Raw genomic sequence first — 17,592 nt, 5'->3', positions numbered from 1 at the left:
TGGCAAATGCCTAATAACAATACGGTATTTTCTTGAAAAGAGCGTTAACGCTACAAACGCATATCAACACTATCTTTAGGAAGTAAATATTTTAGATCGTAAAGTACGTGGTTCTTTTTACCTAGTTTACGAATATTTTCCGCACCTAGTTTTTTAAATTCATCATGAGAAACAGCTAGAATTATTGCATCGTAGCTATCCGCTTCTGGGGTTTGTGTAATAGATAAACCATATTCATGCTCGGCTGCTTCAGTTGAGCACCAAGGATCGGTAATATCGACATTTATGTTGTATTCTTTTAGTTCGCTAACGATATCAACAATTTTGGTGTTACGTAAATCTGGACAGTTTTCTTTAAAGGTTAAGCCCATGACTAATACGTTAGCCCCTTCAACTTGAATTCGATTTTTTAGCATTTTCTTAACAAGTTGCGATACGACGTATGCCCCCATACCATCATTTAAACGACGGCCAGCTAAGATCATCTCAGGGTGATATCCAACAGATTGTGCTTTATGTGTTAAGTAGTAAGGATCGACACCGATACAATGTCCACCTACTAGACCCGGTCGAAATGGTAAGAAGTTCCATTTAGTACCAGCAGCTTCTAATACTTCTAGGGTATCAATGCCCAGTTTGTTAAAGATGATTGATAACTCATTAATTAATGCGATATTGACATCACGCTGGGTGTTTTCGATAACCTTTGCCGCTTCTGCCACTTTTATTGAGCTTGCTTTATGTGTACCAGCAATGATGATGGAGCGGTATAACTGGTCAACAAATTCGGCAATTTCAGGCGTTGAACCAGAGGTTACTTTTAAAATGTTAATCACCCGATGTTCTTTATCGCCTGGATTAATTCGTTCAGGGGAGTATCCCGCAAAAAAATCTTTATTGAAGGTTAAACCTGAAAATTTCTCGACAACAGGGATACATGACTCTTCAGTAGCCCCTGGATAAACGGTTGATTCATAAATAACAATATCGCCTTTATTAATGACTTTACCCAGCATTTCGCTGGCTTTAATTAACGGCGTTAAGTCAGGTTGTTTATGCTCATCAATGGGTGTTGGCACAGTAACAATATATATATTACACGACTTTAAATCTTCGACAGTACATGAGTATGATAATGCTTTAGTAGCCGCAAGCTCTTCGCTACTTACTTCTAGAGTGCTATCGATGCCACTTTGAAGCTCTGCTATTCTTGGCTTATTGATATCAAAACCTAATGTTGGATATTTTTTTCCAAATTCAACAGCCAGTGGTAAACCAACATAGCCTAATCCAATAATAGCTAATTTAACTTCATTTAAATCTTTGATCATTATCATTCCATTTTTAATTTATTAAATTTATTAAACTTATTAAACTTATTAAAAAACAAGTATTAAAGTCCACTAATTGCCGCTATGGCAACCGCTGTGTTATACATAATGGTTGTCGCTGTTGTCCACAAGGTTAAATTGTTCATGTACTCTGAATCAAGTGGTACAACAATTGAATCACCCGGCTTTAAAGCTGAGTCAGCACCGCCGCTAAACCAATTGCTTTCTTCAAACATTTGGATACTACCGTTTGACGAAATAATATAAATTCTTTCATCATCGGCACGTTTTTTTAAGCCGCCGCTTTGCGTTATATAATCTTCAACACTGCTTGTTGAATCAAACATGTGTGAGCTATTTACTTGCACTTGCCCCATGACATTAATTGAGCGATTCTGAGTTGGGATGTACAATACATCGCCGCCCTCTATCGCAATATCATAATCATTTTTGGCGATAACTTGCGGTAAATTAATGACTAAACGCCCTAGCGGTTCTACCTTAGATAGGTCTGCTAATAACGATTGAATTTCACTGTATGAAGTTACCCCGCTGTTACTTGATAAAGACTTAGTTGCCATTTCAATACGTAAGTCGGCACTTACTTTCATTAAGTTTTGTCTTTCAAGTTGTTTTAACTTTGTTCTTGAAAAAACAGAGCCATTGGGATCTGCAAAATCTGTTAATCCTCCCGCTTTAAGAATAATACTTGATAAGCTGTCTCCTCGACGGACTGTATATTTTCCCGGAAAAAGTACTTCGCCGCGTAACTCAATAACATGGTTTTCACTCCATGAAGGGATGCGATGAATGTTAAGGCGATCTTTACTTTTTAGCAGAATATTGTCTTCATCAATATTATTGAGGGCATTCACTAAATGAATATTTTTAGAGGTTTTTACAGAGTTAATACCACTCATTTCATTACGTGTTAACTCAGCTCTTGATAAGTAAGCTGACTCTTTAACGCCACCGGCTGCTAAAATTAAATCGATTACCCGAGCGTCTTTCCCTAATGGATAAACCCCTGGAAATTTAACTTCACCATCAATTTCAATTAACTTTACCGATTGACCGGCCCCTGCTTGGTATCGAAGCTTATTAACAATAGGCACCAGTAAACGTTGGCGAGAAAACAATGCCATTTCACGAATAGTTACGTTTTCGTGCTCTGCACCACTGTTAATATTATTGATAGAGGTATAAATTTTTTCATCTTTGGTCTCAGCCATAACATCATTTTGCTCATGGGTTTCCCAAAACTCTTTTTTCTTACTTGTTTCTATCGCTAAATTTCTTTCTTTCGCTAATAGCTCTTCTTGAGTGTAGGCGAGCTCGTCTAATAAGAATTGTTCTTCAGAAAACTTAAAGGCTTTAGAGAAGATGATAATTTTATCATTACTGCTGAGTTGGATATTGCTCTTAGAATTTTTATCAGCAAAAACATTGGCTAAATTAAACTGTAATATTTCAATATTACGGGCACTATCAATCTCTCTAACGACAATGCCGTAATTTAAATCGGCGTAAGGTAATAGGTGAGCGTCAGCATTGGTAATAACATCGGATAACAACATATTTTGTTGCAACTGGTATTTACCTGGACGCGCTACAGCGCCTATTAAAGTAATTGAATCGACATATAAATCTGAGCTTTTTAACACTCTAATAAAATCGCCCGCTTGAACTTTTTCAGCTTTTTGGGCTTTATCAGATAAATCAATATTTAGGATACTGCGTAAATCGCTTTTGTTATAACGCTCTACGATGGTAGATTTTGGGTAAGCCGCGGGTAAAAGTCCGCCAGCCATTTTAATGACATTAGAAAAATCGTCTGATTGGCTCAATTCATAAATAGCAGGACGTCTAACTTCTCCGGCAATTGACACAGACTTGCCTTGAGGGGGAATAAAAACCACATCGCCTGATTGCAACAAAATATCACTTGATGAATCACCTTCAATTAATAAGTCATATAAATCGACTTGTTGAATTAGCTTCCCTGAACGTTTTACTTGAATATTTCTTAATGAGCCAATATCACTGACACCACCTGCAGCAAAAATGGCATGGGTAACTGAAGATAATGAACTTAACGTATAGGGGCCAGGTTTATAAGCTTCACCTAAAACAAATATACGCATAGAGCGTAATTCGGCTAAACTAACCACCACATTAACACCAATAATTTTTTGTTGAATTTTATTAACAACAAAAGTCTTTAATTCTGAAAATGTTAATCCTGCAACGCTAATGGGGCCCAGATTAGGAAAAACCAACTCACCTTCACGTGTCACCGTTAATTGCATTTCTCGGTTTTCTTTACCAAACACCTGTATTGAAACTGAGTCTCCCGTACCTAAGATATAGCCCTCTGGAATGGCAATATCCATAACCGGAGAAAATGTTGTTGGCGAATTTGCAAATACATCTAAACCAAACCGTGGCAAGGTCTTAAAAATGGCTTCAGCTTTCTCTGTTTCTTCTGCATCTTTGGCTTTAAGGTTTTCATTGTTCAGGCTATTTATATCGCGTGGCATTACCTGTGTATTAATAGGAGAGCTTTGTGTATTACTTCCTGATAACTGAGCCTCAATAGCATTTAAATCTACGCCCATACTTTTGGCTAATGCTTGTTGTTGAGATTTAGGTAACTTTTTAAATTGTTCAATTTGCTGAGCAGACACTTGCTGGGCATGTAAATTTAAAGAAAGCGCAAAAAGTAAAAAGGTTGCTATAAGATAGCGAGTAATGTTCATCATTGGGGCAATAAATTTCCTATAAATGCGAGGTATAACATTAGCTCAATACTTATAAACCATAAAAATTAATAATGGCCAAATATATTGACTAAATAAGTTCTAAAATTAACGTCTGGAGTTTATCAGTAACAAGCTATTGAATAAAGTAACTTGCTTACCTTTTATGGCGTCAAATAATTAATTTTGGAGAGTCTGTTTATTATTTTTCTTTCTAAAAGTATCAAAAGTAACTAAAACATTACATCTGCTTAATCAAATCTCGGTGCCAAACTATTGCCTTTCATGGCAAGCACAGGTATAACACACGCTGACTTTCGCAAATAAATTTGACAATAATTACAGCGCAAAGAACTTATTTCAATATTTTAAAATGTTTTTAGCGAATTAAAATAATAATATTTAACTGTAATTTACACTTATCTTAGAGGAATTTTTTATGAGCAAACCTGATTCAGGTTCTTTTTTTGGCCATCCGGCAGGGTTACAAACGCTGTTTGTTACAGAAATGTGGGAGCGCATGAGTTATTACGGTATGCGTATGCTACTTGTATTATTTATGACCGCTACTTTACAAGAAGGAGGCTTAAGTTTAACCGTTGCTTCTGCCGCTGCTATATATGGTTTATATACCGGTAGTGTTTATTTTATGGGCTTACCTGGCGGTTGGATAGCTGACCGATTAATTGGTGGTCAAAAAGCAGTTTGGTACGGCGCAATCATTATTATGATTGGCCATATCATCTTAGCTATTCCGAATGATACCACCTTTTTTATTGGTTTAATCGTCGTCATTTTAGGTACGGGTTTATTAAAACCAAATATTGGCGCTATGGTTGGTCAATTATACTCAGATGAAGATGTTCGCCGTGATAGTGGTTATGCCATTTATTATATGGGCATCAATTTAGGTTCAGTTATTGGCTATGCAGTTTGTGGCTACTTAATGGAAAATGTTGGTTGGCATTGGGCGTTTGGCGCCGCAGCTATTGGTATGGCATTAGGTTTAATTCAATACAAATTGACTACCCCTAAGCTTCAAGGTATTGGTGAAAAGCCGGTATATCCTATGTCAGAGAAAGCACAAAAAACCAGCTGGACAATTATTGGTATTGTTTTAGCGGTTATTGCGTTTGTTACCTATGCTACTTTTCAAGGCATTATTACTATTGTTCCTGTAACTGTCGCTCAATACGTTGCCGTAGCATTCTCTGCAATTTTCGTTATTTATTATGCGGTAATATATTTTGGTAGTAACCTAACGCAAAATGAAAAGAAAAAACTCTGGGCATTATTATTGATTTGTATTGCATCAGCTTGTTTTTGGTCGGGCTTTGAGCAAGCGGGTTCGTCGATGAATTTATTCGCGCGCGATTATACTGACCGCGTCATTGGATCATTTGAAATACCTACGGGTTGGTTTCAATCTGCAAACTCGTTTTTTATCGTTTTACTATCACCCTTTTTTGCTGCTTTATGGATTAACTTAGGTAAAAGACTGGTCAGTCCTTCTTATGGCATAAAGTGTGCTGTTGGATTAATCATTATGGCGAGTGGTTTTATCGTGATGTTTTTTGCTGCACAATACGCTGCTTCAGGAATGAAAGTTGCCCCTTACTGGTTAGTAGCAACTTACTTCCTACATACAGTTGGTGAGCTTTGTTTAAGCCCTGTAGCACTTAGTGCGGTAAGTAAATTATCACCTAAACGCTTTGCAGGACAAATGATGGGCGTATTTGTATTAACTTATTCAATAGGTAATATAATTTCTGGTTTGTTAGCCGGTAATTACGATCCAAATAACGTCGCGCAAATACCTTCGCTTTATATTCAAATTAGCTTATTTAGCATTGGTATTGGTTTAATCATTTTGTTGATTGGTTTCAAATCTAGATTTTGGGAAAATTTGCCTGATGATTCAGAAGCATCTACAACTAACGCAAATGGTTCAACGGCAACGACTAACGCTTAGTTAACTATCGTTCATCGTTAAAGTGACTCTGAAAAGCCAACATTTATTGTTGGCTTTTTTATAGCTGATTTTTACTGTAACTTACTTGTTGTCGTTAGACTTATTTTATAAGGGGTTGAATATCATGAAAACAAGAGATGTGCTTCGCCAAGAAATTCGCTATCAACGCAGTTTATTAAGCGCTGACCAGCAAGCAGAACAATCACTTTTATTATCTAAAAGACTCATTAAAGAACAAGTAGTCAAAGGCGTTAAACACATCGCGATTTATTTAGCTAATGATGGCGAGTTAAATACTCAGCCTTTTATTGATTGGTGCTGGCAAAATAACATCACTGTATATTTACCGGTAATACATCCTTTTAGTAAGAATAATTTACTCTTTTTAAAATATGCTGAGACGTCTATTCTCGTCAAAAACAAATATGGTATTTTAGAGCCTAAGCTTAACGTTCAAGATATAATAACGGTCGCTCAGCTTGATATTATTTTTACCCCCTTAGTCGCCTTTGACCGATATGGTAATCGCTTAGGCATGGGCGGTGGCTTTTATGACCGAACACTTTCGGCTTGGCATATTCAATATCAACAAAACAAACACGCTAAACCCTTACCAGTTGGCTTAGCTCACGATTGCCAAAAAGTGAACACGATCCCCTTTGAAAGTTGGGATATCCCACTGCCTAAAATTATCACTCCTACCACCAGCTATAACTTCGATATTTAATCATCTGCTGATATACTTCTACCTAATTTCCCCTCGCTAATTAGGATTCACATGACACAAGATGAAATGAAGAAGGCAGCAGCCTTTAAAGCACTCGAATTTATTAAAAACGATACCATCGTTGGCGTAGGCACGGGGTCTACTGTCAATCACTTTATTGACGCCCTAGCAACCATCAAAGACGATATTGAAGGTGCTGTTTCTAGCTCTGAAGCGTCGACTCAAAGATTGAAAGCCCATGGTATCGAAGTGTTTGAATTGAATAATGTCGGTAGTGTTGATGTTTATGTTGATGGCGCCGATGAAATTACTGAATATCTGTCGATGATAAAAGGTGGTGGTGCTGCACTAACCCGAGAGAAAATTGTCGCGGCCGTAGCAAAAACATTTGTCTGTATTGCCGATGAAAGTAAACAAGTAAAAATGCTAGGAAAATTTCCACTGCCGGTAGAAGTTATTCCGATGGCACGAAGCTATGTAGCGCGTGAACTTGTTAAGTTAGGTGGTGACCCGGTTTATCGCCAAGGCGTAATTACCGATAACGGTTGTGTGATTCTCGATGTGCATAACTTAGAGATACTTGATCCTAAAAAACTTGAAAGCGATATTAATGCCATTGTAGGTGTTGTTACTAATGGTTTATTTGCACTACGTGGCGCTGATGTTTTAATTTTAGGCACTCAAGATGGCGCAAAACTCATAAAATAAATCTTTAGAGTTTATACACTATATGCTAGTTTAGAAATCTAGCCATCTAAACACTTTATATTTGGTTAAGGCAATGACCACTATAGTCCTACATGAGATATTAGAAAATGAGCAATAATTCATTAGCAAAAGAAAAAATTAAGATTTTATTACTTGAAGGTGTCCACCCGAGCGCTGTTGAAGAGTTAAAAATGAAAGGCTACAGCAATATTGAATGTATTAGTACATCGCTTGCTGAAGAAGATTTGATCAAAAAAATTGCTAATGTTCACTTTATTGGTATTCGTTCTCGTACTCAGTTAACTGACCATGTACTAAGCCATGCTAAAAAACTCGCGGCTATTGGTTGTTTCTGTATTGGTACTAACCAAGTTGAAATTAAAGCGGCACAAAAACGTGGCATTCCAGTCTTTAATGCCCCGTTTTCAAATACACGATCGGTTGCCGAACTAGTATTAGGTGAAACCTTATTATTATTACGTGGTATTCCTGAAAAAAGCGCAAAAGCTCATCGTGGTGAATGGAATAAATCTGCGGCTGGCTCGGTAGAAGCTCGTGGCAAAACTTTAGGTATTATTGGTTACGGCCATATTGGCATGCAATTAGGCATTTTAGCTGAAACTTTAGGTATGCGAGTACGCTTTTATGATATCGAAACCAAACTTCCGTTAGGTAATGCGAGCCAAGCATCAAGTTTAAAAGTTTTATTAAAAGAAGCTGATGTAGTTAGCTTACACGTACCTGAAACAGTTCAAACTCAAAACATGATGGCAGCAAAAGAATTTGCACTCATGAAAGACGGTGTTATTTTTATTAATGCTTCTCGTGGCACTGTCGTTGATATTGATGCATTAGCAGAAGCGCTTAAAAGTAAAAAAGTCGCTGGCGCAGCAATTGATGTTTTCCCTGTTGAACCTAAAGGTAATGATGAAGAGTTTATTTCACCATTACGCGCATTCGACAACGTTATTTTGACACCACATATTGGTGGAAGTACCAAAGAAGCCCAGTCTAACATCGGCTTAGAAGTTGCCAGCAAAATGGCAAAATACTCTGATAACGGCTCAACACTTTCGGCAGTAAACTTCCCTGAAGTTTCTTTGCCTGGTCATACGGGAACAAGCCGCTTATTACATATACACCGTAATCAACCGGGCGTGTTAACCCAAATTAACCAAGCATTTGCTAAGCACAATATTAATATTGCTGCACAGTACTTACAAACAGACGATCAAATTGGTTATGTAGTTATTGATATTGAAGCACAAGATAGTGTATTAGCATTACGTGAATTAAAACAAATTGACGGCACAATACGCGCACGTATTCTTCATTAGTTTTTCTGAGTATTTAGCGTAAACAATAATAAACGAGACTTAATAAGTCTCGTTTTTTTTATTGCCACATTAACGATCCATCATTTGAACGTGTAACAAAACCGAATACAGCCCCGATAATACTGAAATGAGTCCAGGATGACGGAGTTTGGTTTCATTCTGAATTTATTTCAGTTTCCACTCTCGTCATGCCGAACTTGTTTCTGTTTCCATTCCCGTCATGCTGAACTTGTTTCAGTATCCACTTTCGTCATGCTGAACTTGTTTCAGTTTCCATTCCCGTCATGCTGAACTTGTTTCAGTATCCACTTTCGTCATGCTGAACTTGTTTCAGTATCCATTCCCGTCATGCTGAACTTGTTTCAGTATCTGGGCTTTGAGTTGTTAAGGACGAGATCCTGAAACGAGTTCAGGATGACGGAGTTTTGAGTCATGCTAATGGTGTTTGCGTTCACGCTGATGGGTGTTGCGTTGATGCTGAATTTATTTCAGTATCCATTCTCGTCATGCTGAAATAAATTCAGTACCTGGTCTTCAAGTTGTTAAGGACGAGATCCTGAAACGAGTTCAGGATGACGGCGTTTTGAGTCATGCTAATGGTGTTTGCGTTCATGCTGATGGGTGTTGCGTTGATGCTGAATTTATTTCAGTATCCATTCCCGTCATGCTGAATTTATTTCAGTATCTGGGCTTTGGGTTGTTAGGTACGAGATCCTGAAACAAGTTCAGGATGACGGCGGTTGGGTTCATGCTGATGGAGTTTGGGTTCATTCTGGTGGGGTTTGAGTTCATTCTGATGGAGTTTGCGTTCATCCTGATGGAGTTTGAGTTCATCCTGAATTTATTTCAATTTCCACTCCCGTCATGCTGAATTCATTTCAGTATCTGGGCTTCTAGTTGTTAGGTACAGATCCTGAAACAAGTTCAGGATGACGGCGTTTGGGTTCATTCTGTCGAAGTTTGGGTTCATGCTGGTGGAGTTTAGTTCATCGTAACGGAGTTGGATTTAATTCTAATTGACAATATCACTTAAGCTCAATTTAATGATACAACTACACCTTCTGGATTAGCTAGTAGTGAACTCACTTTTTTTAACATTTGAGCATCATTACCGATAAAATGTTTTACTGCTTTTGTCATCGCTAATTCAACTTCTGCGCCATCCTCAGGCGTTAATGGACGATGTACTTCTATCTTTTTTCCTTCCTGTTCATAAGACATTTTAATGGGCTGTTCGAATATGCGAATAGGTGTGCCTACGGGAATATTATTATATAACCATTCGATGTCATCATCATACATACGAATACAGCCAGAGCTTGCTCGCATACCGATACCAAAGCGTTTATTGGAGCCATGAATTAGGTATTCACTTGTGCCAATACGTAATGCATATTTACCAAAGGGATTATTGGGTCCTGCCGGGACTTCTCTTACCATCTCTTTGCCATGTTCGGCAAAATAACGCGCGCGCATCTCTGCAGTTGGACGCCAACTCGGGTTTTTACGTTTGTCGCCAATAGTACTGGTTAAATGCGGTGTTTCTAGTCCTTCTCTACCAATACCCACAGGGAAAACGTAAACTAATTTCTCTCCTTTCGGGTAGTAGTACAAGCGTAACTCAGCTAGATTAATGACAATACCTTCACGTTTACCAAAGGGTAGAAGCATCTGTTTAGGAATAACAATATTGTGATCAAGAGCCAATAAAAAAGGATCAACACCGGGGTTAGCGGCAAGTAAGGCAAAAAAACCTACGTTATAATTTTCAGCTAAAGCTTGAAAGTAATCGCCTTTTACTGCTTTATGGATAATATCCTCACCCACTAACCTTGAATTGGCGGCAGGGAGATTATAAACACTCGCCAAACTAACACAGGTAATAAAACTACTTAACAATAAACTTAATTTAACAACCCACTTCATTAATTTATGACCCTACGAATTATCTTCAACATTATTTAAAACCTTTTTCTATTCGAACCGATAAACAGCTATGACTCATCTAACCAATACGGCTTTGTTAATAACGCCATTTTTCTGGAGCTGTCTAACGCGATGAGTAACCCTTCAACTTTGCTTCCTTGCCATAAAACGAGTTTTTTAGGTTTTTCATCTAACGTTTGTAGTTGCTGGTGAATAATCCATAATGTTTGTAATTCACTGATCCCTTGCTGAATGTCCAACCAAGGTGCTCGATAGTGTTTACGTTCTTCTTCATCAAATAATAAACCAAACCAAGTTCCTGTCAGTAAACTTCGGTTTAACAGTTTTGCTTGTGATAAGTATTGCTCACTGCTCAGCGACTGCGATGGTGTGCTATCAGCAAATAACACCGCCATACTTTTCGTTAAACTTTGCTGCGCAAAAGGTAATAACGAGTCACTAAACTGTGTATCTTCAGTTAATAGCATTTCCAACAAATGAGCCTGCAGGGTATTAAAACGCTGGCCATGCAATAATTCGATGACATTTTCGCTCGTTGGAAGGCGACGTTTCTCTATTCTTAGTTGTTCTACCAATTGTTCGCTGTAATTTAACTTGCGTCTGTAATTACCCGTTTTATTAGTAAGCTCTTGTAGGTTAACGGCATTATCAACCCACGAGAGTAAGTGCACAAAATAACTTAGTTCATCACGAATTTTTACTGCTTCTTCAGGTAGATAGTCTGCAAATAGCCAAAAACCATGGCGGATTAACGCTAAAGTTTCTGTTATTTTTTCTAACTCGACTAAGCTTGGCGACGTTATATAGTATTCAATATGATCATGTAGGTTAACTAGGCAATAATTGATACCGGTAGAAAAGGCATTAGAAATAGAGTGACTGCGGTCAATGGGAAAAGTGTCTGTAATATTCTTTTTATAATTAACGGGAATGTTTTTCCATAAACCATAGCCACGAGCCGCTTTACTTTGACTACTTGGCCTAACAAGCAGTACAGAAAATAATAGCTTGGCAAGCAACAGTAAATCTGAGGTTATGCCACTGACAAGTTCTAGTTCGAGTTCACAAATTTTAACACTGCGACCATCACTACTAATATCACCTTGATCGAAGGCAACTTCTACCACGGTACCCGACGCTAAAGTAACTAACCAAATAATACGGGTAAAGTCCGTTGAAAAAAGGGGGATTAACGATTCTTGTAACTGCTCTACCTTTTGAGTTGACTGCCAAATTTCATTTGGGAACAAGGAAAGTTCAGGGAAGTTATTAACAATATTAACGTTATACTCTGGTCGCTGATGTAAGCCCGCAATTACCACCCCAGCTGTTTTTATGGTTTGCTCTAACTTTCCGTCACAACCTCTAATTCTTAGCCCCATATCATGACGGCGAAAATCTAAATTAGTTGTATCGTAATAGCAGTTCGATAATTGCTTTGTTACACAGCTAAATGACAGCTGTTTTGTGGTGAATAACTGGGTGATTTTTTCTTGAGTATTATCACTTGTAACAAAATACTTAAGCTCAATTTCGGTAACCATATTCTTCCAATAATTTGTTTTATTATGTCAACATAGTGAGTTTACAACAGCGACATATGAAAACAAATAGCGAATGCCAATTCCGATAAGTTTCTTTCATATAATATAGCGATATACAAAAAATTTAACTGACTGCTGATGCCCTAACAAACTTTTAGTAAAAACTATCATAATGAATTAGCTATGTAATATCTTGTTTACAAAATATTGAGAACACTTATTTATTTTATCAATAAAACCTTAATGTTCGTAAACTTAACTTGCTATCAATCCGCCAAACCCCTAGTATTTTGCTATGCATAATTTTATAAAGGTTAATGGTAGTTTCATGAAAATAATAAAAGCTTTATTGGTTGGTTTAGTTCTAAGTTCATCTTCCCCTCTTTTTGCAGAAGACAGCCCAACCAACCTTCCTTCTGGCTATATTTCAGACGATTTATTTATTTATATGCATTCAGGAGCGGGTAATAATTATCGAATTCTAGGCAGTATAAATTCTGGCACTGAAGTGAAAGTAACTGGTAAAAGTGAAAATGATTACACTGAAATCATTGATGATAAAAATAGAAATGTCTGGGTTGAAAGTAAGTATCTATCATTAAAACCTGGCTTACGTTTTGTTATTGCCGAGCTTAATGAAAAATTAGCCAATACCAGCAGCAATACTGACAGTATGTCAGAGGAACTTTCCCAAAGTAGAAATACTATTCAAAACCTTAGCAGTGAAAAAGCCCAACTTAACAATGAAATAAGCCAGCTTAATAAAACGCTGATAACGATACGAGCCAAATTAAAAGACCAAGATACCAATATCAAAAAAGAATGGTTTTATAATGGCGCTATAGTGTTAGTTATTGGCTTACTTTTAGGTTTGATTCTGCCAAGATTAACTTCTCGCCGCAAAGGCTCAATGGATAATTGGAAGTAACCCCTATTATGTTAGAAAAACTCGCGTATAATCACAGCGATTTTAGATTATATGATGGCTTTTTTTGTGCACAAAACTAAATACTTTTTTTTTATCACTTTATTTATATTATTTTATATAAAACAGGCTAATGCCAATGGTGTTAGCCCTTACTTACCGTTAAAAACTGATGCTCTTATTGAACTTGAAATCGCACGTCTAGCGACAATTTCTCGAATGCCAATATTGAGTAAACCCTACCATATTGTCACGGTTGTTGATTATCTAAACAAAATTAAAGGTTCTCATCCTGACCTTTTTTATAGAATTTCTGCTTATATAAAACGTTATAAAAAGCAGAGTGCGATCACTCATTTATCAACCACGCTTTCAACATCTAACAATAAAAACTTCACCATAGTCAATAATCGCGGTGTTGCCATGGACAGCACGGCCCAAGCAAGTGCCGCTGGATTTTATCAGTTCAATCAATATGCCATCGCAAATTTAGGGGGGACCATCGTCGATGGTAAGAATATTATTCCCCATAACAGCTACTTTTCATTGGGTTATGAATATGCTCAATTTGATATTGGCTACCGCGAACATTGGCTATCACCCTCACAAGAAAGTGCATTATTACTGTCCACTAACGCTGCCCCAACCTTGTCTATTACCATGAGTAATGTAAAACCTATTACCTCTTGGCATGTTAAATACGAATTTTCATTAGGACAGTTAGAAGAAATGGAGGGTATAAAATATAGTGGTTCAAGATCCTCAGGAAAGCCATTATTAATGACTATGCATATGAGTTTTCAACCCTTTAGCTGGTGGACGATAGGTGCTAATAGAGCCTTTCAATTTGGTGGCGGCAAAAGAAGCACTGGCCTAAGTGATATTTGGAATGCGATTATTGATCCCGTTAACTCAGATAACTGTGGCTCAGGTTTAACAGGTTGTGCCAACTCCGATGAAGAAGTGGGTAATCAAATTGCTTCGTTAACCAATAAATTTGACTTGTCTTACCGAGGTTTCCCTTTTACCTTTTATATGGAATATGCAGGTGAGGATACCAAAGGACACAAGAACACTCAGTTAGGTAACATTGGTGAAACCTACGGGTTGTTTTTACCTTATATTAACAAAACACTTTCCTTATATGTAGAGCACGCTAAGTTTCAAAGCTCATGGTATATCAACCATATATATGATGGAGGTTATCGAAATGATGGTATTGTTATGGGGCACTGGTGGGGTAATAACAAGGAACTTTTAGATGGTTCACAGGGACGTTCTTCGTTAATTAGACTAAACTGGGATTTTTCACCCAAGTATCATTTACAAACACTATTTCGAACCGCTGCTATAGATTCTTTGGCCCAAGATAAGTACTCTAGAGCGCAAGAGATAGAATTAAGTTTAAAACAAGTATATAAAAATGGATTTATTAATTATTCGTTAACAGCTGGTAGTGATATTTATGGAGAGTCTTTCTACCGTGCGACTTTGGGTTATAACTGGTAATTTATGAATGTTTTTTTTGATATTCAACATCTTTATTATTTACCTCAGTATTTGCCGGTAAAAAATGCACTTGAAAAAAATGGCGTAAATTGTCATTTTTTTTTATACAATCAAAAAGAACTACAGACTGTATTAATAAAGAGTGTTGAACAAGAAAAACTAAGTTATACCCTTGTTGAAGATTCTGATGAGGCGAGAGAACTTTATCTGCAAAAAAAACCTCATTGGATTATTTTTGGAAATGCCTTCAATGGCTTAAAAAAAATTAACGCTTTTACTAAAACAGCACTGATGCAACATGGTATTGGTCCTAAATCATGCTATTACGATGTATCTAAATCAGATATAACTTACCGTTTTGTCGAAGGTCAGCATAGATTAAAACGTTTACAGAACCTATTTCCCAATAAAGTATTTGTTGATACGGGTTATGCTAAATTGGACCCTATTATTAAGAAAACTTCAGATTGCATCAACTTATCTGACTTAGGATTAGACCCTAAAAAGAAAACGATTCTTTATGCTCCCACTTTCTATCCCAGCAGTATAGAGTGCTTACCTGACGATTTCCCCTCTTTGGTAGGCCAGTATAATTTAATTTTGAAACCTCACTTTTTTTCGCTGATAAAAAACAAATATAAAAAGCATCAAGCACTATTTAAGCACTGGGACACCTATAGTAATGTCTATGTTTCCTCCATTGAAGAAACATCTATTATTCCTTTTATGGGCGTTGCCGACTTGTTATTTAGTGATGCATCATCAACACTCTTTGAGTTTACTGCACTAAATAAACCTGCTATCTGGTGTGACTTTTATAAGGTCCGTTGGTCTTATCGTGGGATTTTTAAATGGCGTTTAAACAATCGATTAGATGATGATTTAAAATATTTTGCCAAAGTGGCCTGTCAAACAACAAACATAAAACAATTAATTCATGAAATTAGCAATCAACTTATGCATCCCGATTTAAAGGAAGCTGACCGTATAGCCATGACCGAGCTGCTTACGGGAACGGTTGATGGTAAATGCAGTGAACGAATTGCGAATTTTATAACCTCAGAGATTTAACTATGCGCGTAATTACTTTTGGTACATTTGATGTTTTTCATGTTGGCCATGTCAATATTTTAGAGCGTGCTCGTCTTCATGGCTCTCATTTAATTGTTGGTGTTTCATCGGATGAATTAAATATTTCAAAAAAAGGTCGAGCGCCTATATATTGTGATGAAGATAGAAAGCATATTATCCGGTCATTAAGATGCGTCGATGAAGTTTTTCTTGAAGAATCTTTAGAACTAAAAGCTGAATATATTAAATACTACAATGCCGATATATTAATTATGGGTGATGACTGGCAAGGTAAATTTGATCATTTAAAAGACCTTTGTCAGGTGATATATTTACCAAGGACACCTTCAGTTTCTACCACAGAAATTATCGAAATAGTAAAAACTAAGCGCAGTTAATGAAAAATAATCAAAAATATCTTTTCTATATTTCACAAAATTATTCTTTTGAAATTTTGCGACCTTTACAGCAAGAAATACTAAGCCAAGGCAGCCAAGTTGCCTGGTTTGTTGCTGGTAGTGATGTTGATCTGAGTAATTTTGCTGCCGATGAAGTGGTACTTAACAGTGTTGCTGATGTGATTAGTTTTAACCCTGTCGCTAGTTTCGTGCCGGGTAATATAATCCCACGATTTATTCCCGGTATTAAAGTACAAGTTTTCCATGGCTTAGAGTGGAAGAAAAAAGGTCACTTTGTTATTAGAGACTGCTTTGATCTCTATTGTACTCATGGCGCAGCGACCACCAATCGCTTTAATGAATTAGCTAACCAGCATAAGTTTTTCGATGTTAAAGAAACAGGCTGGCCAAAATTAGATAATTTATTTAATACCCCCAAAGAGCAATATTTTAGTAATAACCTGCCAACAATCCTCTTTGCGCCCACTTTTTCACCCGCGTTGACTTGCGCACCTTTTTTATATGAAGAAATTGCCGCTTTAGTGGATGATAAAAAATATAATTGGCTGATTAAGTTTCACCCAAAAATGGATAAAAAGTGGTTAGAGCTTTATGCTCAACTCTCTTCAGAAAACCTGAAAATAATAACATCGTCGAATATAAATAGCTTATTGCAGTCGGCTGATATTATGGTATCGGATACTTCATCGGTTATTGGTGAGTTTGCTTTACTGGGTAAGCCGGTTATCGCGTTCAATAACAGCCAACCCGGTGATTACTTAATTAACATTACCGATGCAAAAGAATTACCCCAAGCATTAACTGTTGCATTATCGCCTTCAGAAACACTTATATTGGCGATAAATCGTTATGCCCAGGAGTTACATCCTTATAGTGATGGTAAGTCGTCATTTCGGATATTAGAGGCTGTAGAAGATATTCGACTCAATGGCAAGCAGGCAATAAAAACACTACCGCGCAATATCATCAGAAACTTAAAGCAACGCAAAATTCTTAATTATTGGAAGTTTTAAACGCCTTATATTCATTAGCGCCATCATTATACTTTTTAAATATTAATAATTAATTGACATTATTTGAGTAAATACGCTATTAATAGATGACTGTTTGCTCTAGCGAGCTAAACTAACCTAATAAGACAACTTTAATGACAACGACAATGACAATGACAACGACAATGACCATAAAAAATATTATTCGCATTAACCTCCTCCTCACATTATCAATGCGCGGATAGGTTTTTTATTGTTGTAAATTAAAGATAAACATTAAAACCCGCGCATATTACCGCGGGTTTTTTTATACCCGTATTTTATGTAAGTAGCCAATACCCTAAGCACAAT

Annotated in this window: 13 protein-coding genes; 9 read left to right on the top strand and 4 right to left on the bottom strand. The window is 36.9% G+C overall.

What is annotated here, in order from left to right; translation table 11 throughout:
- Positions 1 to 50: 50 nt before the first annotated feature.
- Together tviB and H4J56_RS03305 are read right to left on the bottom strand one after the other, a co-directional pair.
- Positions 51 to 1,331, bottom strand: a complete 1,281-nt coding sequence (gene tviB / locus H4J56_RS03310; RefSeq protein ID WP_220463338.1) for a Vi polysaccharide biosynthesis UDP-N-acetylglucosamine C-6 dehydrogenase TviB — start codon at positions 1,329 to 1,331, stop codon at positions 51 to 53.
- A 62-nt stretch (positions 1,332 to 1,393) separates the two neighbouring features.
- Complete coding sequence (locus tag H4J56_RS03305; RefSeq protein ID WP_182258848.1) at positions 1,394 to 4,093, bottom strand: SLBB domain-containing protein; 2,700 nt, start codon at positions 4,091 to 4,093, stop codon at positions 1,394 to 1,396.
- A 436-nt stretch (positions 4,094 to 4,529) separates the two neighbouring features.
- On the opposite strand from H4J56_RS03305, the gene H4J56_RS03300 reads away from it, so the two are divergent.
- From H4J56_RS03300 to serA, 4 genes are all read left to right on the top strand, one after another.
- Positions 4,530 to 6,062 carry a peptide MFS transporter gene (locus tag H4J56_RS03300; protein WP_182221043.1) on the top strand — a complete coding sequence of 511 codons (1,533 nt, stop codon included), beginning with the start codon at positions 4,530 to 4,532 and terminating at the stop codon, positions 6,060 to 6,062.
- Between the two features lie 124 nt (positions 6,063 to 6,186).
- Positions 6,187 to 6,789, top strand: coding sequence for a 5-formyltetrahydrofolate cyclo-ligase (locus H4J56_RS03295; RefSeq protein WP_182258847.1), 603 nt, complete (start codon positions 6,187 to 6,189; stop codon positions 6,787 to 6,789).
- Between the two features lie 51 nt (positions 6,790 to 6,840).
- Positions 6,841 to 7,497: a ribose-5-phosphate isomerase RpiA gene (gene rpiA / locus H4J56_RS03290; protein ID WP_070374586.1), complete on the top strand. Its 657-nt coding sequence runs from the start codon at positions 6,841 to 6,843 to the stop codon at positions 7,495 to 7,497.
- Between the two features lie 107 nt (positions 7,498 to 7,604).
- A complete protein-coding gene (gene serA, locus H4J56_RS03285) occupies positions 7,605 to 8,834 on the top strand; it encodes a phosphoglycerate dehydrogenase (protein WP_182218522.1) in 1,230 nt (409 codons plus the stop codon).
- A 1,035-nt stretch (positions 8,835 to 9,869) separates the two neighbouring features.
- Here the strand turns inward: serA and H4J56_RS03280 are convergent.
- Both H4J56_RS03280 and H4J56_RS03275 read right to left on the bottom strand, forming a co-directional pair.
- Positions 9,870 to 10,760, bottom strand: a complete 891-nt coding sequence (locus tag H4J56_RS03280; protein ID WP_182258846.1) for a L,D-transpeptidase family protein — start codon at positions 10,758 to 10,760, stop codon at positions 9,870 to 9,872.
- 68 nt (positions 10,761 to 10,828) lie between these two features.
- Positions 10,829 to 12,325 (bottom strand): CYTH domain-containing protein, encoded by a 1,497-nt coding sequence (locus H4J56_RS03275; protein ID WP_182258845.1) that lies wholly within the window; start codon positions 12,323 to 12,325, stop codon positions 10,829 to 10,831.
- A 328-nt stretch (positions 12,326 to 12,653) separates the two neighbouring features.
- Here H4J56_RS03275 and H4J56_RS03270 point away from each other — a divergent pair, with 328 nt between their 5' ends.
- From H4J56_RS03270 to H4J56_RS03250, 5 genes are all read left to right on the top strand, one after another.
- Positions 12,654 to 13,253, top strand: a complete 600-nt coding sequence (locus H4J56_RS03270) for a TIGR04211 family SH3 domain-containing protein (protein WP_182241653.1) — start codon at positions 12,654 to 12,656, stop codon at positions 13,251 to 13,253.
- Between the two features lie 66 nt (positions 13,254 to 13,319).
- A complete protein-coding gene (locus H4J56_RS03265; protein ID WP_182258844.1) occupies positions 13,320 to 14,759 on the top strand; it encodes a capsule assembly Wzi family protein in 1,440 nt (479 codons plus the stop codon).
- 3 nt (positions 14,760 to 14,762) lie between these two features.
- Positions 14,763 to 15,830 (top strand): CDP-glycerol glycerophosphotransferase family protein, encoded by a 1,068-nt coding sequence (locus H4J56_RS03260; RefSeq protein WP_182258843.1) that lies wholly within the window; start codon positions 14,763 to 14,765, stop codon positions 15,828 to 15,830.
- A gap of 2 nt (positions 15,831 to 15,832) precedes the next feature.
- Entirely contained in the window at positions 15,833 to 16,228 is a 396-nt protein-coding gene (locus H4J56_RS03255; RefSeq protein ID WP_070374594.1) for an adenylyltransferase/cytidyltransferase family protein, read from the top strand.
- The gene (locus H4J56_RS03250) at positions 16,228 to 17,262 is read left to right on the top strand and encodes a CDP-glycerol glycerophosphotransferase family protein (protein ID WP_182258842.1); all 1,035 of its coding nucleotides are present in this window, start codon (positions 16,228 to 16,230) and stop codon (positions 17,260 to 17,262) included. The genes H4J56_RS03255 and H4J56_RS03250 overlap by 1 nt, the downstream gene beginning before the upstream one ends.
- The last annotated feature ends 330 nt before the right edge of the window (positions 17,263 to 17,592 follow it).

This window comes from Colwellia sp. BRX8-4 (genome assembly GCF_014077345.1).
GTDB lineage: Bacteria > Pseudomonadota > Gammaproteobacteria > Enterobacterales > Alteromonadaceae > Colwellia_A.
This window is presented reverse-complemented; position numbering and strand designations above follow the sequence as displayed.